Below are 17,876 nucleotides of genomic sequence, written 5' to 3'. Positions count from 1 at the left end.
ACATTCATCAATAGCATTAAAAAATCCAATCAATAAATGTTTACCTACTCACTAATACTATTCCAAAATTTATTTTTTTGGAATAAGTAATGAAATTCCAATTAGCAATACACCTAATATAAATAAAAGTATTTCCCAAAATTTATTCTCAGTTTTAATAAGAGGAATAAGATACATGTTGACTAATATGGAACTCGCTCCTATAATAGCAAATATTATTCTGGCTTTATCACTTAGTTTAAACATATTCGATCTCCCATAAAATAAGCAATTGCTATGTTTACTGTAACATCGATTCGAAAAAAGAACTTCGTTATGGAGAGATAATTCTCCATTAATGTGGCTAACGATAGACAACTTCGTTTTTTTCTCTTCGTCAGCTAGATAAGATATCCTTTCACTATTTGATTTTAAAGAGAAGGAAGATGTAACCCTATTTGTCTCACTTCTTATTTTTAAATAATTCATACTCTTTTTCTCTGATAAAGGGAAGTGAAAAATTAGAAAAAATTAGTAGAATTGAAAACAGATATCCGTCTTTTTGTATCACTAAAACATAACTTAAAAATATATAGACCATCAAATCTAGTACAAAAAGAGAAAATATCCTCCTTTTCATTACCTTACTTGTCTTAAAAATTCTGTTTAATAGAACCTTTATCGTAGTATCTACACAAATTTTTATCAAAAAGATAAGAGTCAATACACGATTATCAACTGTACCATGAAGAATAAATGGAAATATAGTTAATATAAAACTAGAAATCTCTAAATATTTTATCCAAAGAGATTGAGACATCTTACTTTTAAACTGACTAATTTTCCTATACTCGCTAGCTAGTCTAGTATCAAAATCTTTACCAAGTTTATTAAAGATTAAGAACTCCAGGATAAAAATACTAATTAATACGATATAAGTAGAAACGTTTCCTGGGAAATATTTATTGATCAAAATCGGGAAACTCATTAACAGAATCGAGTTTATCGCCAAACAAATGGACACTATTTTATTCTTCACAGAGTATATAGGTAACGATACTATTGAATAGAGAAATGCTAAAAAAATAAGCAAGAAATACTCTGTGCTACTAATTAGCGGCGCCCTTAATGATAAAAATAGATAGGCACCCCACACGATGATATGCGCTTTACGAATTGACTCTAGATTACTCATCTACCTACTCCTAAATCTATTTTTAGTTCACATTCTCTTTCCAACAAGTCATAAACGTTTCATGATCTTTTCTTCTTTTACATTAGTTAAAGTTGAAGTACATTTTTTGCAAGTGAAAATATAATTATTATTTGGAGATCCAAAATATCTATCCCTCTTCTAGACCTAAACCAAGTCAGATTAAAGATACAAATATAATGGTAGGGCTTTCTTTTACTTTAGACTATCATAAAACAAGGAATCTTTCAACAAAATTCATTGGCAAACTACTATTCTAGAAGATTGACAGCTCAAATCTTTCAGAATAGAACAATTCTATCTATCGAACACCCTAACTTCATAAATATCCATGTAATCCTAGACCTAGAATTCCTATAAACTAAATGTTTTTGTACTATTCTAAGCCATTGATTGCCTTAAATTTTAATTTTTGAAGAATTCTAAAGCTAGAATAGTCCCATCACAATCAGTTTTGAGTGATTCACAATTTAGAAACACTATAACTTTACTTCTGTTAAATTAAAAAGGAACTGCCCAAGCAATCCCTTTCTGATTTTGAAATTATTTACTTAAACTTTGATAGTAGAGATGAGTAATAGCCCACCTAAAAAAGGAGTAATAGTAAATTCCTTATTTATTAATTTCAAGCTCCGACAACTGTGTTTGAATAACTGACAGTTCTGCACCAGCCTGAAGAAGAGCTGCTGCAGTATAGGCACCTTCTACAATTGGAACCCTATTGATCATGATACTTTTATCACTGAAATCAGCCACCATTTCTAAGTTCATTTTAGCAGAGCCTAGGTCAAAAAAGGCTAATAAAGTATCTGCTGGATTTTCGGAAACAACCCTATCTACTTGATCAAAACTTGTTCCAATTCCTCCATCTTCGGTTCCTCCTACATAAGTAATCGGAACATCTTTAGCTACTTCACTAATCAGTTCAACAACACCTTGTGCAATGTGTTTGGAATGTGAAACGATAACAAGACCAATACTTCCCATTAAACCACCCCAGTTTCTAAAAGAGCAGTAAAGAGTAATCCTGATGAAAATGATCCAGGATCGATATGTCCAAGAGAACGTTCTCCTACATAAGATGCTCTTCCTTTAGTTGCAAGTAAATCTTTGGTAGCATTCACTACCTTATCAATAACCTCTTGAGTCAATTGACCAGCAGACAAAGCAGCAATAACAGGAGTCCAAACATCAACCATTGTCTTTTCTCCAACTTCTGCTTTCCCACGTTTGACAATCATATCCAAACCACTTTGTAAGATTTCTTCTAATTTAGAATGAGAATCAGCCTTGGCCATGCCCATAAAAGCAGAGCCATACAAGGGACCAGAAGCACCACCTACCTTACTCAGTAGTTGCATTGAGACAAGTTTAAAAACATCACTGCTGGTCTCAAATTGCTTTCCTTCTAAGTTTTCCATAACTGCAGCCATGCCACGCGCCATATTTCCACCGTGGTCTCCATCTCCTATAGGAGTGTCTAACTCACTAAGGTAATCTTTCTTTTCTTGAATCTTTTCATTAAAAAGCTTCATCCATTCAAGAGCTTGTTCAGCATTCATTTGACATTTCCTCCTTGAGTTTTACCAAGCTGGTGTTGTAACAGGTGCATTTAAAGCATCTAACCATTCATCATCTGCCAATCGAATCAATGTTAATGATAATCCAGCCATATCAATTGATGTCATATAGTTTCCAATTTTCTTAAATGCCAACTCAACACCTTTTTCATGGAGTAATTTAGCCACATCATTCGCAAATACGTATTGTTCCATAAGAGGAGTGCTTCCTAAACCATTAATGAGAAGGCCATAGCGTTCATCAGCCTTAAGTTGGAAACCTTCAGATAGTTTTTCAACCAATTCTGAAGCCAATTGTGCGGAAGGTTGCATTTTCTCTTTTTTATATCCTGGCTCACCATGAATACCAACTCCATATTCAAATTCATCATCTTCTAGAATAAATCCTGGTTTCCCAACCTCAGGAACGGTTGCTCCAGACAAGGCCAGCCCAATTGTTTTAATTTCTAACACAAGTTTATCGGCCAAGTCCTTCATTTCAGATAATGATTTACCAGAACGAGCTGCATCACCCAAAATTTTATGGACCAAAATAGTACCTGCAACACCTCGACGACCTTGGGTATAGAGACTATTTTCAACAGCGATATCATCATCAACCACAACACTTGCTACATCAATACCTTCCATTTCAGCAAGTTCTTGTGCAATTTCAAAGTTCATAATGTCACCAGAATAGTTCTTGATGACCATGAAAACTCCAGCTCCTTCATCAGCCGCCTTAATGGCTTCTAAAATTTGGTCCGGAGTAGGTGAAGTGAAGACTGCTCCACAAATGGCAGCAGACAACATTCCATCTCCTACAAAACCAGCATGACTTGGTTCATGTCCTGAGCCTCCACCTGAAATGAGACCAACTTTTCCTGTCTTTTCTGCCTTTCTGACGATGACATCAAAACCATCTAAGCGTTCTACCAAGTCATCATGCATGAATGACAATCCCTGCAACATTTCATCAACAACTTGTGTCGGTTCATTTATAATTTTTTTCATGAGAAACTCCTTTCGGCATCTACCTGTGTTTTCGTTTTCATTATATATTTTTTATCGCTGGCTGATAAGGGACAGATTCTATTATTTGTCCCCTTTTAAACCAGTTTAAAAAAATTTTTTGGTAAAATGAAGTAAGTAAAAGAAAGGTTTCCTATGGCATCATCACTCATTACAAAAAAACGAATTGCCAAGGCATTTAGAGACCTATTAGCTACTAGAGAATTTGACAAAATCTCTATTGTAGATATCATGGAATCAGCTGGCATTCGTAGACAGACCTTTTATAATCACTTTCTTGACAAATATGAACTGCTAGACTGGATATTTGAAACTGACTTAACCGAGTATATTACCAATAACTTGGACTTCATTTCAGGTCAAAAACTATTACAAGAATTATTTCTTTATTTCGAACAGGAGCGTGACTTTTATATTCAACTTTTTGATATTCAAGGGCAAAATAACTTCTATGACCACTTTATCAGCTACTGTCGCTTGCTTGTATCAAAAATTTTAAGAGAATACGGTCAGATTGATATCGATTCATCTGCTTATACTTGTTTTTTGCTAGACTATCATTCACATGCTCTAGCAGAAATCGTGAAGGCTTACGTCAATAAAAAAAGTCCAGTTCCACAACCAGACTTTCTCATCATGACAATTATTGGAAAGAGACCACAATGACATTTATTTCAAATCATAAACAGAAAATTATTTCAAGTTACATTTCAGCTACTGTTAACAGTCATCCTGAATTAGAAAAACACCCTACCTTACCATTAGTCTATCAAAAAAATCGCAATCCTCATCAGGTTCCAATATTGTCGGGTGGAGGTTCAGGACACGAACCTGCTCATATCGGATATGTTGGAGAAGGCATGCTTACTGCTGCCATCTATGGCCAATTATTTACTCCTCCTACAAGAGCTGAAATCTTAGAGTCCATTCGTTTTTTAAACAATGGTCACGGTGTCTTCATCATTGTAAAAAATTTCGAAGCAGACATCAAAGAGTTTAGCTCGGCCATTAACACTGCTAGACAAGAAGGAATTAAAGTCGGCTATAGTTTATCACACGATGATATTTCAATCGAACCCCACAATAAATTTCAAATTAGAGGGAGAGGGCTTGCAGGGACAATCTTACTTCATAAAGTTCTAGGATATGCAGCTCAAAATGGTGCCGACATCGAGCAACTAACTGATTTAGGTCATGATCTTGCTCCCGAAATCGCAACGATTGGCTTTGCAACGAAATCTGCTAGTCTCCCTCAAGCCACCCTTCCACTATTTACCTTAGAAGAAGGAAAAATTTCTTATGGTATTGGGATACATGGCGAAGAAGGCTATCGTATCGTCCCATTCCAATCGTCAGAAATCCTTGCAAATGAAATTATAAGTAAATTAAGATTGCACTATCATTGGAAAAAGGGTGATCAATTTATATTGCTTGTAAATAATCTAGGCACTACTAGCAACCTAGAAATGGGCATACTTATCAATGATCTCCTTCAACTCTTAGAAATTGAAGGAGTCACTATTACATTTATAAAATCAGGAACATTTATGACCAGTCTGGATATGGCAGGTATATCCGTAACTCTTTGCCCTGCGAAAAATAAACAATGGTTAGAAGCGCTCAATGCTCCAACGACAGCTTTTGCATGGTAATTCTCTTGTATAACTCAAAAGGGCTACATCACTTGACAGCCCTTTTAATCTTATCTCATATTTAAAAGAAATCATTCTTTTTCAAAGAGTCCATCTATACCTTACAATTCTTCTGATGAGCTTTGAGTTTTTTCAGAGCCCAATCATAGTGACTGAAAGTGCTACTGATAAAGTAGGAACCTAGACTTGTCCCTCCCGTCCACTTATAGACACCTTTGGTAAAGAGTTCGTCATCGCTAAGAACTTCTATCAACTCTAAAACCTCTCTATATGATTGTTCAAGGTGTCTAGTAGCTTCTTCTAAGGACGTTTTCTGGTGCCTCTTCCAAATAGCGACATTCATTTCTCCATGGGTTTTCCAAGTATAATGTTCAGGGAGAAAAGGTATATCATGACCTTTTTGATTAGAATGTACCCAAGTTAAAAGTAATTGTTGCCATTCATAAAGATGGATCAGAACATCCCGTAGATTCTTATCTCTTTTCCAGTGAGCTTCCTTTTTCTTTTGGTCTCTTGAAAAATCAAATGGAGTCTGTAGCTCATCTTCACTTAGTTTAGAGATAAAGAGCTTGAGATTTTCATAATTTTCCTTAGAGACTAATACTAGTCCCTCTTTTGTTTTCGGTCTAGGCACAGAGTTCTCCCTTCATTTTTTAGTTGGATATGCTATTTCCTCACTTCATTATGCCATAATCAAAAAGCAGTTCTTTACGAAAAACTGCTTTTACTGACTAGTTATTTTATGCTTATAGTCACTACTTTACATATAAACCTCTAAAGCAACGGTCCGCTTCAGCTATCTGATAGAGCAAGTGGGCTAGTTCTTGGTAATCTTCTTTTAAACACGAAAGGTGGGCTTGGCCAAATAAAGAAGCCAATTCCTCTTTTAATCTTGCCCCTTCGGGATCATGGTCTTTTAAGAATCGACTGAGATAGAGATTTCGAACAGCAGCAAGTTTAAAGCTAAAATACTGATGCAATTGTTTTTGCTCCGTATTTAAGCCGTTTTCAGCAACTGCTTTTGCATAACATTCCAAGACATTATTTTGTCCATCCAGATATCTGTCCCTTATAATTCTTGCCGTTTCTTGATAGATTTGAGTTTGACTAGGACACTTTACCTTCTTAAAATTTCCCCACATGGAGTAAGCTCCACGCTTATAGTCAATAGCCTCCGCCTTCCAAGCTTCTAAAATGTCATTAAAAGCAACCTTCATACAGGCAAAACCAGCTGGATCATGCAAATAGAGATACTGACCATCAAGAGCATACACAGATACAAAGTGATCTACACCATGAAGGATTGTGTGATTGGGATTGTAAGTCAAGTGGCCCATATCAAGAGGACCCAGTACGACAGGTCCATTAGACAGAAACGATTCCAACTTTGCTTTAATCTCTTCCAAATCTACTTCTGCTCCATCTTTTACATAGAAATCCTCATAGTCAAATCCAAGTATTTTTAAGGAATGGGAGATGGAAAGATCTGGCATTCCATTATCAAAGAATACTAGAGGGTGTTGCTCATCTTCCTTTACGATACTAGCGCCATTACCCATCACCATAATTGCCTCTAAAAACTCTGCTTTAAAGTCATAACCATAGGCGTCAAGTGCCATTGCCAATGAATAGCTATAGCAAAGTGACACATCTCCAAAATACATCTGCATATTCATGCCTCCTTATCTTCTATAAGACTATTATACCGAGATAACTTTACTCATACCCCATAAAATCCAAACAAAAAATAGGGTATGTCTGCTTTTCGGAAATGAATGTCCACAAGAAAAGACTCTGTAGAGGTTCTTTCTACAGAGTCGGATTTGCATCTTTATAAAAAATCAGAAAATGATCTAGTCCCTGATGACTGGTATCCAGAGTTCCATTTGGTAGTATGGGGACGACATATCTCCTTTGAAATAAACTTCAAAGTCTGGGGCTCCTGAGTGGCGATAGCCAGTTTCTGGGAAAAAGACCTCCAAGACATATTTCCAAGCATGGTGGATGCTGGCTGGTATAGCCCCTTTGACTGGTACGATAGCATACTCAGCTACTGGGATGTCTTTGATTGATAGTCCCAGTTCTTCTGCTTTTACTTTATCCGTCACATCATAGCCAGCCATATAGTTGATAATCTCACCTTCCTTGACATCCGAGCAGACACCAAAGGATTGGCCATTACCCAGACTTTCTAGGCTTTCAAATCTATGATTTGCATAGAGCTGCTCCCAAGCAGACGGGCACTGGCTATTGTCTATAGCTTCCAATAGGACGCCTGCCACGGTAAAAGCAGGTTTCTTTTGAATCTTGATATCCATGTTCTTTCCTCCTGTAATCTTTAAGGATAATTGAAGTCTAGGAAAGACCCGATAAGATTTTCCATTTCGAACTTCTGAGGGAGTTGCCCCATGGAATTTCTTGAAGGCTGCGCTGAAAGCATCCGCAGATTCATAGCCATATTTTAGAGCTATGTCAATGACTTTCTCAGAGCTTTCCCGCAAGTCTGTCACTGCTTCTGACAGCCGGCGATTGCGCAAGTATTCTGCTAAGGTCATATCTGCTAGGATGGAAAAGAGTCTGCTAAAGAGAGGATAAGAATAGCCCGATAGCTGCTTAAATCTTTTCATATCCACTTCTCCAGTCAGCTGCTGCTCCAAATAATGCATGGTTTGATTGAATTGATGCATCATTTTTTCTTCTTACCTCCACAAGATACAAAGGTCGTTAAAAGCAAAGTGAAAAATTGTCTTTTTCGCACAGCTTTTAGGCCGTGCTCAATTCTATCTATAGTCTAACAGATATCAGATACTTCCGCCCTAGAATCTTTGTACAAGATTTAGAGGTGTAAACTTCTATAACTTATCCTTTAATTTCTCAACAAAGAGATAGGCTGCTGGACAGGTCAAGGTATTCTTAATCGTCAAATGGTTGATTTGATGGATCTTTTTACGGTCTGTATGGGGGAACTCTCGGCAGGCCTTTGGACGAACGTCATAAATGGAACAGAGGTTATCTCCTCCTAAAAATGGACAGGGCATGGATTTGAAAATCTTATCCCCATCTTCATCTACCTGAAGAAATTCAGCTTCAAAAGCTGGTAATTTCATCTTAAAATACTTGGCAATTCGTGTAATATCCGCTTCCTTGAAGTCGGGACCCAAAGTCTTACAACAGTTAGCACAGGCAGTGCAATCAATCTCCTCAAAGACTTCTTGGTGAATCTGTTGAGCTATCTTATCTAGATTTTTTGGTGGTTTTTTTCTTTAGATTTGCTAAAATTTTACGGTGCTCCTTCTGCTTTTGCAAGGCTAGCTGGTGGTAGTACTCAATATCAATTTCTTTAGACATGGTTTCTCTCTTATTCTATTTGTTTCCCCCTATTATATCATGCCTCTGACTCATTGAAAAGTGGACTTTATAAGAGCATACTTTTCCAAAATGCGTCAAAAAACCTTGCAACTAGGTTACAAGGTTAATGACATTAATCAAAGTTAACGTATTCTTTTTGAAGTTCAAGTACTTCTTCCATTGTTGAACACTCTGTAAGGGCACGGTTAGCGTACTCTTCCATCTTAGCAGTATCCAATTTCTTCATCAAGCTACGTGTACGGAGTACAGATGTTGCTGACATAGAGAATTCATCCAAGCCCATTCCGACAAGAAGTGGAACAGCTTTTTGATCGCCAGCCATCTCACCACACATACCAGCCCATTTACCTTCAGCGTGAGCTGCCTTGATAACGTTGTTAATCAAGCGAAGGATTGATGGGTTATATGGTTGGTAAAGGTATGAAACTTGCTCGTTCATACGGTCTGCTGCCATTGAGTATTGGATCAAGTCGTTTGTACCAATTGACATGAAGTCTACTTCTTTTGCAAATTGGTCTGCAAGCATTGCTGCTGCAGGGATTTCAATCATGATACCAACTTGGATATCATCCGCAACTGCAACTCCTTCAGAAAGAAGGTTTGCTTTTTCTTCTTCATAAACTGCTTTAGCTGCACGGAATTCTTTCAAAAGGGCAACCATTGGGAACATGATACGCAATTGACCATGAACAGAAGCACGAAGAAGGGCACGGATTTGTGTACGGAACATTGCATCTCCAGTTTCAGAAATAGAGATACGAAGGGCACGGAATCCAAGGAATGGGTTCATTTCGTGTGGCATATCAAAGTAAGGAAGTTCCTTATCTCCACCGATGTCCATAGTACGAACAACCACTGGTTTACCATTCATTCCCTCAAGAACAGCCTTGTATGCTTCATACTGCTCATCTTCAGTTGGGAAGTCTTGAGAATCCATGTACAAGAACTCTGTACGGTAAAGCCCAACAGCTTCTGCACCGTTGTTGTTAACACCTTCAACGTCTTTTGGAGTACCGATGTTAGCTGCCAACTCGAAGTGTTTACCGTCAGCAGTCACTGTTTGAGCATCTTTCAAAAGTGCCCATTCAGCTTTTTGTTTAGCATAAGCTTCACAAGCTGCTTTAAATTCCGTCGCTTGTTCATCTGTTGGGTTGATAATCACTTCACCAGTAATTCCGTTAACGGCAAGGATATCGCCGTCTTTCACTACTTCAGTGATGTTATTTGTTCCCAATACAGCTGCAATTTCAAGTGTACGCGCCATGATAGCTGAATGGCTTGTACGTCCACCGATGTTAGTTACAAAAGCTTTTACAAAGTTTTTGTCCAATTGAGCTGTATCAGATGGTGTCAAGTCATGTGCAATCACGATTACTTCTTCGTTAATAGATGCTGGGTTTGGCAATTTTTTACCAAGAAGGTTTGCCAATACACGTTTTGTCACGTCGCGGATATCCGCTGCACGTTCTTGCATGTATGGGTTGTCCTCCATGCCTTCAAAGATAGTGATGAACATGTCAGTCACTTCTTTAAGACCTGCTTCAGCATTAACTTTCTTAGCACGGATTGTTTCTTTAATCTGACCAATCAATTCTGGGTCAGAAAGAACCATCAAATGAGCGTCAAAAACTTGAGCCGCTTCCTCACCTAGCGTACCTACAGCTTTCTCGCGGATAAGAGAAAGCTCGTTTTGAGAAGCTTCAAGAGCAACATCCAAACGAGCCTCTTCTGCGTTTGTATCTTCGACTGAAACAGTCTCGAATGACAAATCCGGTTGAACGAGTAGATATGCTTTTGCAACTGCAACACCGTCAGATGCTGCGATTCCTTTAAGCATTTCTGTCATTTTCCTTATGCCAATCCTTCTTTTTCCATTGTTTCTGAGATTGCAGCGATAGCGTCATCTGCGTCTGCACCTTCAGCTGAGATCGTTACGTCAGCACCTTGGCCAACACCAAGACTCATAACACCCATGATTGATTTAAGGTTAACTGATTTACCTTTGTACTCAAGAGTGATATCTGAAGCAAATTTGCTAGCAGTTTGTACCAACAATGTTGCTGGACGTGCGTGAATACCTGTTTCTGCCACTACGTGGAAATCTTTAGAAGCCATAGTTTGACTCTCCTTTTGTTCTTTCTTTTTTGAGTTATATTTGATAACCCTTACAATTTGGTATTATATCATCTTCTAGGATTTTTTTCAAGTATTTTATGGGATTTATTCGATTTCCTTTTCAGATAACTTGCAGAAAATCTTCTATCTTATGTAACAAAACACAGGATATAGTTTCTTTAAAAACGATTTATAGGATAATCATTGCTGTTTTATAAAACAAACACTACATATTGTGTTTTGTGAGCTTGACTAGAAAAACAGACCACTATATTTAGTTTTAAATCATTGACAAAAATTTATTTTCTGATATACTAAGAAAGTAATCTATTTTGAAAGAGGAGTTACACAATGGTAACCGTTTATTCTAAAAACAACTGTGTCCAATGTAAAATGACCAAACGTTTCTTGGACAGTAATAATGTCGCTTATCGTGAAATCAATCTTGATGAGCAACCTGAGTACATCGATCAAGTTAAAGAGCTCGGTTTCAGCGCAGCTCCTGTTATCCAAACACCAACTGAAGTCTTTTCAGGTTTCCAGCCAGGAAAACTGAAACAATTAGCATAATCTTAGTACATCAACCAGAAGAAACTGCTTCTAGGGCTAACTTAGAAGCCTTTCTTTTGTAATTAGATAAGGGAAATTTTATGGGATTAAAACATCTTGAGGACGTAACTTACTTCCGTCTCAATAACGAAATCAACCGTCCTGTTAATGGACAAATCATGCTTCATAAAGATAAAGAAGCTTTGGATGCCTTCTTTAAAGAAAATGTAGTTCCAAACACTATGGTTTTTGATTCAATCAAAGATAAAATTAACTACCTCATTGAACACAACTACATCGAAACAGCCTTTATCAAGAAATACCGTCCAGAATTTTTGGAAGAATTGTCACAATTTATCAAAGACCAAAACTTCCAATTTAAGTCTTTCATGGCAGCTTATAAGTTTTACAATCAATACGCCTTAAAGACTAATGACGGTGAATATTATCTTGAAAGTATGGAAGACCGTGTCTTCTTTAACGCCCTTTATTTCGCTGATGGGAATGAAGCTGTTGCAATCGATATTGCCAATGAAATCATCCACCAACGCTACCAACCGGCTACCCCTTCCTTCTTGAATGCTGGTCGTGCTCGTCGTGGGGAGTTAGTATCTTGCTTCCTGATCCAAGTAACGGATGATATGAACTCTATCGGACGTTCTATCAACTCAGCTCTTCAACTTTCACGTATCGGTGGTGGTGTGGGAATTACCCTCAGTAACCTTCGTGAAGCTGGTGCTCCTATCAAGGGTTATGAAGGAGCAGCTTCTGGGGTCGTACCAGTCATGAAACTCTTCGAAGACAGCTTCTCTTACTCCAACCAATTGGGTCAACGTCAAGGTGCTGGAGTTGTTTACCTCAATGTCTTTCACCCAGATATCATCGCCTTTCTTTCAACTAAGAAAGAAAACGCTGATGAAAAAGTTCGTGTAAAGACTTTGTCACTTGGTGTTGTAGTACCTGATAAATTCTACGAATTGGCTCGTAAAAATGAAGAAATGTACCTCTTCAGCCCATACTCTGTAGAGCTTGAATACGGTGTGCCATTTAACTACATCGATATAACTGAAAAATACGATGAATTGGTCGCAAATCCAAATATCCGCAAGACAAAAATCAAGGCGCGTGATTTGGAAACTGAAATCTCTAAATTACAACAAGAGTCTGGCTACCCTTATGTAGTCAACATTGATACGGCTAACCGTGCAAATCCTGTTGATGGTAAGATTATCATGAGTAACTTGTGTTCTGAGATTCTTCAAGTCCAAGAACCAAGCTTGATCAACGATGCTCAAGAATTCCTTCAAATGGGAACAGACATTTCATGTAACCTTGGTTCAACCAACGTGGTCAATATGATGACTTCACCTGACTTTGGTCGCTCTATCCGTGCTATGGTTCGTGCTTTAACTTTCGTTACAGATAGTTCGCACATCGTAGCTGTACCTACGATTGATCATGGAAATAGCCAAGCCCACACCTTCGGTCTTGGTGCTATGGGACTTCACAGCTACCTTGCACAACAACTGATTGAATATGGGTCACCTGAGTCTGTTGAATTTACAAGCATCTACTTTATGCTTATGAACTACTGGACCTTGGTAGAATCAAACAATATCGCGCGTGAACGTGGTATTACCTTCCATAACTTTGAAAAATCAGACTATGCTAAGGGAAGCTACTTTGACAAGTATATTACAGGAGAGTTTGTTCCAAAATCAGACCGTGTTAAAGAACTTTTCAAAGATGTCTTTATCCCAAGTGCTGCTGACTGGGCTGAACTTCGCGACAAGGTTCAAGCAGATGGTCTTTACCACCAAAACCGCCTTGCTGTAGCGCCAAATGGTTCGATCAGTTACATCAATGACGTTTCTGCTTCTATTCACCCGATTACACAACGTATCGAAGAACGTCAAGAGAAGAAAATTGGTAAAATCTACTACCCAGCTGCTGGCTTGTCAACAGAAACCATTCCATACTACACTTCTGCTTACGACATGGATATGCGTAAAGTGATTGATGTTTACGCTGCTGCAACAGAGCACGTGGACCAAGGACTTTCACTCACTCTCTTCATGCGTAGTGACATTCCAAAAGGTCTTTACGAATGGAAGAAAGAAAACAAACAAACGACACGTGACTTGTCTATCCTTCGTAACTATGCCTTTAACAAGGGTATCAAGTCTATCTACTACGTCCGTACCTTTACCGATGATGGTGGAGAAGTCGGTGCTAACCAATGTGAAAGCTGTGTGATTTAGTTCTAATCTGAGCCAACTAAATTTCCTCAGATTACTGATTAAGTTACTCGCCAGATAAAACTTGATAAGTATCTTAAATACTATGAAAAACTAAAAAGTCGGTCTTCCGACTTTTTGTGCGATACTCTTCTCAGACTATGATAAAATAGAGATGATCCGATAATCGCATTATTACATACAGAAAGAGATTTTAAATGGAAACTTACTACAAAGCCATTAACTGGAATGCCATCGAAGATGTCATCGACAAATCAACTTGGGAAAAACTAACAGAGCAATTCTGGCTCGATACACGTATTCCCTTGTCAAACGACTTGGATGACTGGAGAAAGCTATCTAACAAAGAGAAAGACTTGGTCGGAAAAGTCTTTGGTGGTTTAACCCTTCTCGACACTATGCAATCTGAAACTGGGGTGCAAGCCCTTCGTGGAGACATCCGTACACCACATGAGGAAGCTGTTTTCAATAACATCCAATTTATGGAATCTGTCCACGCAAAATCTTACTCATCAATCTTTTCTACCTTGAATACTAAGGCTGAGATTGAAGACATTTTCGAATGGACCAATACCAATCCTTACCTACAAAAGAAGGCTGAGATTGTCAACGAAATCTACCTAAACGGTAGCCCACTTGAAAAGAAAGTTGCCAGCGTCTTCCTCGAAACCTTCCTCTTCTACTCTGGTTTCTTCACTCCCCTCTACTATCTCGGTAACAACAAGCTAGCCAACGTTGCGGAAATCATCAAACTGATTATCCGAGATGAGTCTGTTCACGGAACTTACATTGGTTATAAATTCCAACTTGGTTTCAATGAATTGCCTGAAGAAGAGCAAGAAAAGCTAAAAGAATGGATGTACGATCTGCTCTACACTCTCTACGAGAACGAAGAAGGCTATACAGAAAGCCTCTATGACGGTGTTGGTTGGACGGAAGAAGTCAAAACCTTCCTTCGCTACAATGCTAACAAGGCACTCATGAACCTGGGACAAGATCCACTCTTCCCAGACTCAGCTGATGATGTCAACCCAATCGTTATGAACGGTATTTCAACAGGAACTTCCAACCACGACTTCTTCTCTCAAGTCGGAAATGGTTACCTTCTTGGCGAAGTTGAAGCCATGCAAGACGATGACTACAACTACGGTTTGGACTAATTCAATTATCCCAGAACTGATAACAAATATCATGGTTTGTTTAAAACAACCATGATATTTTTGTTTTTGTTTTCTTTTGTTTTTTAAATTGATTGATTGAACACTTTATGATAAAATAGTAATAGAAATAGAGGTGATAACGATGTTAAAGCAGGAAAAACTAGATAATATTCTAGAAACGGTAAATACAAAGGGAACTATTACTGTAAAAGAAATCATGACTCGCTTGGATGTATCAGATATGACTGCTAGACGCTACTTGCAAGAGTTAGCAGACAAAGATCTACTGGTTCGAGTGCACGGGGGAGCTGAAAAAATTCGCACAGGCTCCATTTTAAACAATGAACGTTCCAATATTGAAAAACAAAGCTTACAGATTGCAGAAAAACAAGAAATTAGTCGTTTTGCAGGCCATTTAATTGATGAGGGTGAAACTATTTTTATCGGCCCTGGTACCACCTTAGAATCTTTTGCCCGTGAACTTCCAATTGATAATATTCGTGTTGTAACAAACAGTTTACCAGTCTTTCTCATCTTAAACGAACGAAAACTAACAGATTTGATTTTAATCGGTGGAAACTATCGCTCTATCACTGGAGCATTTGTGGGAACACTAACCTTGCAAAACTTAGCCAATCTTCAATTTTCTAAAGCTTTCGTTAGCTGTAATGGTATTCAGGACAATGCGATTGCGACCTTTAGTGAAGAGGAAGGTGAATCACAACGTATCGCCCTCAACAATTCCAATAAAAAATACTTACTAGCTGACAATAGTAAGTTCAATAAATTTGATTTTTATACCTTCTACAATATCTCTGATATTGATACCATCGTTTCAGATTCTAAACTGAGCAAAGAAACGTTTGAACAACTTTCAAAACAAACAAAAATTATTCTTTCTAAACCATAAAACTGAGGATTAATAAAAATAAAATGCGTCATATCAAGAAAATAAGAATCTTGATATGACGCATTTTTGGATGAAGATTTTTACAAAGAGTTTTCTAGATTCTTTATGATTGTTGAAACGGCATAAAATCTGAATCAAAGGAGATATTATCCCGTTCTTCAGGACTGATAAAATTTAAAAAGATATTTTTAAATTCTTCCAGCTCATAGTCTGAATGACAAATCCATTCTTTACCAGTAGAGACATACCATTTCCCAAGTTTTTTCATCTCCTCATTAGTTAAACAAGGTATTTGAGAACATTTATCAAAATTGATAATATAAACTTTTTCATAAATAGATTGGATAAAATCTTTGAACATCTTTTTGCCTCACTAAAATTCTATATCTAATTACTCATTCTACTAGTCTATAATCTGACTTTCCGCTACTTTTTTGTACCAATGAGCTGACTTCTTAGGATAACGTTCTTGAGTTTCAAAGTCTACATAGAAGAGACCGTAACGTTTCTCATATCCATTTGACCAAGAGAAGACATCCATCAATGACCAAATGAAGTAACCTTTTACATTAGCGCCATCTGCAATAGCATCAGACAAGACTTCCAAGTGTTGCTTCACGTAATCAATACGACCATCATCGTAAACAGTATTATCAACGAACTCATCTTTATATCCAAGACCATTTTCAGTGATGTAGATTTTCTTATAGTTAGGATAATCTTTCTTCACGCGCATGATTTGGTTATATAAACCTTGAGGGTAGATAATCCAATCCCAATCCGTACGTGGTACATAGTCAGGAGCTACACGACGACCCACACCTTTGATTTGGTATTTAGAGCTTCCTTTCTCACCCTTACCATTATGGATGATTTCTGTCTCGCCATCAAATGCTTCCATCCAGTCACTCATGTAGTAATTAATTCCAAGGAAGTCGTTCAAATCTTTAGCTGCTTCAAGTGCTGCAAAGTCTTCGTCACGAAGATCCAAACTACCACCATTGACTGATAAGATATGGTTGACACCTTCCATGGTTTCATCGGAATAGCAACCTAGATAAGTTGCATCCAAAATAAATTTGTTGTGAATAATATCTTCCAACTCAGCTGCACGAACATCTGCTGGATTTTTAGGATCTAAAGGATATTTGGTTGGCAGTGCGTGAACAACACCAATTTCACCTTTATAGCCTTTATCTTTATATAGCTTGACTGCACGTGCATGCGACACCATCATATTGTGATGGGATTGGAAAACTTTGGCAAGGTCGTATTGAATACCTGGAGGGAATTTACCAACCAAGTATTGACCATCACCGATTGGCCCAATTTCATTAAAGGTTGTCCAATAGTTAACTTCTGGGAATTCTTCAAAACAGAAAGCCGCATATTCTACAAAGTGTTCAATATTTTCACGGTTTAAGAAGTCTCCATTTGAGTGGAGAGCTTCTGGCGTGTCAAAGTGATGAAGAGTTACAAAGGGCTCAACATGACGTTTGTGACACTCTGCAAATAGATTATGATAAAACTCAACACCTTTAGCATTTACTTGACCATAACCAGTCGGGAAAATACGTGACCAGGCAATAGAAATTCGAATACCATTGACACCATACTCTTCTGCTAGCTTGAGGTCAACTGGATATCGATTGTAAAAGTCACTGGCTGGTTCTGCAGTGTACCAGTAGTTATCTTCAAGATATTTATCCCACGCTACTGGTCCTTTACCATCAGTATGTGTAGCACCTTCTGCTTGATAGGCAGCTGTTGCGCCACCAAAAATAAAGTCTTTTGGTAATGTTTTTGTCATTTTTTTCACCTATTTCTTGATTTAAATAAAGTAAAAGTGAGAGGAGAGGAGTCAGTGAGCCATCCTTCTCCATCTCACTTTTTGTACCAAGTCACCGAATTGTGACATGAGGAGGTAAAACGTTATCTTTTTACCAACGAATTAACAAGGCGATTAGGAAATTCGCCATAGCGATTTCCGTAACGATAGGAGACTATTTCAGAGTCCCTAGCCTTAATCGAATTGTGACATGAGGAAGTAAAAACGATGTCTTTTTACCGACGAATTAAT

Annotated in this window: 18 protein-coding genes and 1 pseudogene; 6 read left to right on the top strand and 13 right to left on the bottom strand. The window is 37.8% G+C overall.

The genetic code is table 11. From position 1 onward, the window contains the following. Nucleotides 1–69 precede the first annotated feature (69 nt). From FJR77_RS10135 to dhaK, 5 genes are all read right to left on the bottom strand, one after another. Entirely contained in the window at nucleotides 70–246 is a 177-nt protein-coding gene (locus FJR77_RS10135) for a hypothetical protein (RefSeq protein ID WP_181146564.1), read from the bottom strand. A gap of 196 nt (nucleotides 247–442) precedes the next feature. Next, complete coding sequence (locus tag FJR77_RS03145; protein ID WP_061759079.1) at nucleotides 443–1,174, bottom strand: hypothetical protein; 732 nt, start codon at nucleotides 1,172–1,174, stop codon at nucleotides 443–445. 630 nt (nucleotides 1,175–1,804) lie between these two features. Beyond that, nucleotides 1,805–2,179 (bottom strand): dihydroxyacetone kinase phosphoryl donor subunit DhaM, encoded by a 375-nt coding sequence (gene dhaM, locus FJR77_RS03140; RefSeq protein WP_023942554.1) that lies wholly within the window; start codon nucleotides 2,177–2,179, stop codon nucleotides 1,805–1,807. After that, entirely contained in the window at nucleotides 2,179–2,754 is a 576-nt protein-coding gene (gene dhaL, locus FJR77_RS03135; RefSeq protein ID WP_023942556.1) for a dihydroxyacetone kinase subunit DhaL, read from the bottom strand. Before dhaL ends, dhaM begins: the two co-directional genes overlap by 1 nt. A gap of 21 nt (nucleotides 2,755–2,775) precedes the next feature. After that, on the bottom strand, nucleotides 2,776–3,765 hold the full coding sequence (gene dhaK, locus FJR77_RS03130) for a dihydroxyacetone kinase subunit DhaK (protein WP_023942558.1): 990 nt from the start codon (nucleotides 3,763–3,765) through the stop codon (nucleotides 2,776–2,778). Between the two features lie 153 nt (nucleotides 3,766–3,918). Between dhaK and dhaS the strand changes: the two genes are divergently transcribed. Both dhaS and dhaQ read left to right on the top strand, forming a co-directional pair. Beyond that, complete coding sequence (gene dhaS, locus FJR77_RS03125; protein WP_031227648.1) at nucleotides 3,919–4,449, top strand: dihydroxyacetone kinase transcriptional activator DhaS; 531 nt, start codon at nucleotides 3,919–3,921, stop codon at nucleotides 4,447–4,449. Then, entirely contained in the window at nucleotides 4,446–5,435 is a 990-nt protein-coding gene (gene dhaQ, locus FJR77_RS03120) for a DhaKLM operon coactivator DhaQ (protein ID WP_023942560.1), read from the top strand. Before dhaS ends, dhaQ begins: the two co-directional genes overlap by 4 nt. Before the next feature lie 94 nt (nucleotides 5,436–5,529). Here the strand turns inward: dhaQ and FJR77_RS03115 are convergent, their stop codons facing one another. The 6 genes and pseudogenes from FJR77_RS03115 to FJR77_RS03090 form a co-directional block, all read right to left on the bottom strand. Beyond that, nucleotides 5,530–6,069 (bottom strand): ClbS/DfsB family four-helix bundle protein, encoded by a 540-nt coding sequence (locus tag FJR77_RS03115; RefSeq protein ID WP_140832597.1) that lies wholly within the window; start codon nucleotides 6,067–6,069, stop codon nucleotides 5,530–5,532. Nucleotides 6,070–6,190: 121 nt separating this feature from the next. After that, nucleotides 6,191–7,105, bottom strand: a complete 915-nt coding sequence (locus tag FJR77_RS03110; protein WP_140832595.1) for a peptidase — start codon at nucleotides 7,103–7,105, stop codon at nucleotides 6,191–6,193. Between the two features lie 183 nt (nucleotides 7,106–7,288). After that, nucleotides 7,289–8,125 (bottom strand): AraC family transcriptional regulator, encoded by an 837-nt coding sequence (locus FJR77_RS03105; protein WP_140832592.1) that lies wholly within the window; start codon nucleotides 8,123–8,125, stop codon nucleotides 7,289–7,291. Nucleotides 8,126–8,287: 162 nt separating this feature from the next. Next, a pseudogene (locus FJR77_RS03100) lies at nucleotides 8,288–8,783 on the bottom strand (YkgJ family cysteine cluster protein). 133 nt (nucleotides 8,784–8,916) lie between these two features. Then, nucleotides 8,917–10,650, bottom strand: a complete 1,734-nt coding sequence (ptsP, locus tag FJR77_RS03095; RefSeq protein WP_140860042.1) for a phosphoenolpyruvate--protein phosphotransferase — start codon at nucleotides 10,648–10,650, stop codon at nucleotides 8,917–8,919. A 5-nt stretch (nucleotides 10,651–10,655) separates the two neighbouring features. After that, complete coding sequence (locus tag FJR77_RS03090; RefSeq protein ID WP_000146947.1) at nucleotides 10,656–10,919, bottom strand: phosphocarrier protein HPr; 264 nt, start codon at nucleotides 10,917–10,919, stop codon at nucleotides 10,656–10,658. A 351-nt stretch (nucleotides 10,920–11,270) separates the two neighbouring features. Here FJR77_RS03090 and nrdH point away from each other — a divergent pair, with 351 nt between their 5' ends. The 4 genes from nrdH to FJR77_RS03070 all read left to right on the top strand — a co-directional run bounded on the left by nrdH (nucleotide 11,271) and on the right by FJR77_RS03070 (nucleotide 15,796). Next, nucleotides 11,271–11,489 (top strand): glutaredoxin-like protein NrdH, encoded by a 219-nt coding sequence (nrdH, locus tag FJR77_RS03085; RefSeq protein ID WP_000259240.1) that lies wholly within the window; start codon nucleotides 11,271–11,273, stop codon nucleotides 11,487–11,489. A gap of 80 nt (nucleotides 11,490–11,569) precedes the next feature. After that, the gene (nrdE, locus tag FJR77_RS03080; protein WP_140832583.1) at nucleotides 11,570–13,729 is read left to right on the top strand and encodes a class 1b ribonucleoside-diphosphate reductase subunit alpha; all 2,160 of its coding nucleotides are present in this window, start codon (nucleotides 11,570–11,572) and stop codon (nucleotides 13,727–13,729) included. A gap of 194 nt (nucleotides 13,730–13,923) precedes the next feature. Next, nucleotides 13,924–14,886 (top strand): class 1b ribonucleoside-diphosphate reductase subunit beta, encoded by a 963-nt coding sequence (gene nrdF / locus FJR77_RS03075; protein ID WP_140832580.1) that lies wholly within the window; start codon nucleotides 13,924–13,926, stop codon nucleotides 14,884–14,886. A 142-nt stretch (nucleotides 14,887–15,028) separates the two neighbouring features. Next, a complete protein-coding gene (locus FJR77_RS03070) occupies nucleotides 15,029–15,796 on the top strand; it encodes a DeoR/GlpR family DNA-binding transcription regulator (RefSeq protein ID WP_000917575.1) in 768 nt (255 codons plus the stop codon). Nucleotides 15,797–15,899: 103 nt separating this feature from the next. On the opposite strand, the gene FJR77_RS03065 is transcribed toward FJR77_RS03070, so the two are convergent. Both FJR77_RS03065 and lacG read right to left on the bottom strand, forming a co-directional pair. Beyond that, complete coding sequence (locus FJR77_RS03065) at nucleotides 15,900–16,157, bottom strand: DUF3884 family protein (RefSeq protein ID WP_140832577.1); 258 nt, start codon at nucleotides 16,155–16,157, stop codon at nucleotides 15,900–15,902. A 42-nt stretch (nucleotides 16,158–16,199) separates the two neighbouring features. After that, entirely contained in the window at nucleotides 16,200–17,606 is a 1,407-nt protein-coding gene (gene lacG, locus FJR77_RS03060) for a 6-phospho-beta-galactosidase (protein WP_140832574.1), read from the bottom strand. Between the last annotated feature and the right edge of the window lie 270 nt (nucleotides 17,607–17,876).

Source organism: Streptococcus shenyangsis, assembly GCF_006385785.1.
In the GTDB taxonomy this organism is placed as follows: domain Bacteria; phylum Bacillota; class Bacilli; order Lactobacillales; family Streptococcaceae; genus Streptococcus; species Streptococcus shenyangsis.
This window is presented reverse-complemented; position numbering and strand designations above follow the sequence as displayed.

Excerpts from the sequence above, each read along its gene's own strand:
- FJR77_RS10135 (WP_181146564.1), bottom strand. The coding sequence starts at position 246 with ATGTTTAAACTAAGTGATAAAGCCAGAATAATATTTGCTATTATAGGA.
- FJR77_RS03145 (WP_061759079.1), bottom strand. The coding sequence starts at position 1,174 with ATGAGTAATCTAGAGTCAATTCGTAAAGCGCATATCATCGTGTGGGGT.
- dhaM (WP_023942554.1), bottom strand. The coding sequence starts at position 2,179 with ATGGGAAGTATTGGTCTTGTTATCGTTTCACATTCCAAACACATTGCA.
- dhaL (WP_023942556.1), bottom strand. The coding sequence starts at position 2,754 with ATGAATGCTGAACAAGCTCTTGAATGGATGAAGCTTTTTAATGAAAAG.
- dhaK (WP_023942558.1), bottom strand. The coding sequence starts at position 3,765 with ATGAAAAAAATTATAAATGAACCGACACAAGTTGTTGATGAAATGTTG.
- dhaS (WP_031227648.1), top strand. The coding sequence starts at position 3,919 with ATGGCATCATCACTCATTACAAAAAAACGAATTGCCAAGGCATTTAGA.
- dhaQ (WP_023942560.1), top strand. The coding sequence starts at position 4,446 with ATGACATTTATTTCAAATCATAAACAGAAAATTATTTCAAGTTACATT.
- FJR77_RS03110 (WP_140832595.1), bottom strand. The coding sequence starts at position 7,105 with ATGCAGATGTATTTTGGAGATGTGTCACTTTGCTATAGCTATTCATTG.
- FJR77_RS03105 (WP_140832592.1), bottom strand. The coding sequence starts at position 8,125 with ATGATGCATCAATTCAATCAAACCATGCATTATTTGGAGCAGCAGCTG.
- ptsP (WP_140860042.1), bottom strand. The coding sequence starts at position 10,650 with ATGACAGAAATGCTTAAAGGAATCGCAGCATCTGACGGTGTTGCAGTT.
- FJR77_RS03090 (WP_000146947.1), bottom strand. The coding sequence starts at position 10,919 with ATGGCTTCTAAAGATTTCCACGTAGTGGCAGAAACAGGTATTCACGCA.
- nrdH (WP_000259240.1), top strand. The coding sequence starts at position 11,271 with ATGGTAACCGTTTATTCTAAAAACAACTGTGTCCAATGTAAAATGACC.
- nrdE (WP_140832583.1), top strand. The coding sequence starts at position 11,570 with ATGGGATTAAAACATCTTGAGGACGTAACTTACTTCCGTCTCAATAAC.
- nrdF (WP_140832580.1), top strand. The coding sequence starts at position 13,924 with ATGGAAACTTACTACAAAGCCATTAACTGGAATGCCATCGAAGATGTC.
- FJR77_RS03070 (WP_000917575.1), top strand. The coding sequence starts at position 15,029 with ATGTTAAAGCAGGAAAAACTAGATAATATTCTAGAAACGGTAAATACA.
- FJR77_RS03065 (WP_140832577.1), bottom strand. The coding sequence starts at position 16,157 with ATGTTCAAAGATTTTATCCAATCTATTTATGAAAAAGTTTATATTATC.
- lacG (WP_140832574.1), bottom strand. The coding sequence starts at position 17,606 with ATGACAAAAACATTACCAAAAGACTTTATTTTTGGTGGCGCAACAGCT.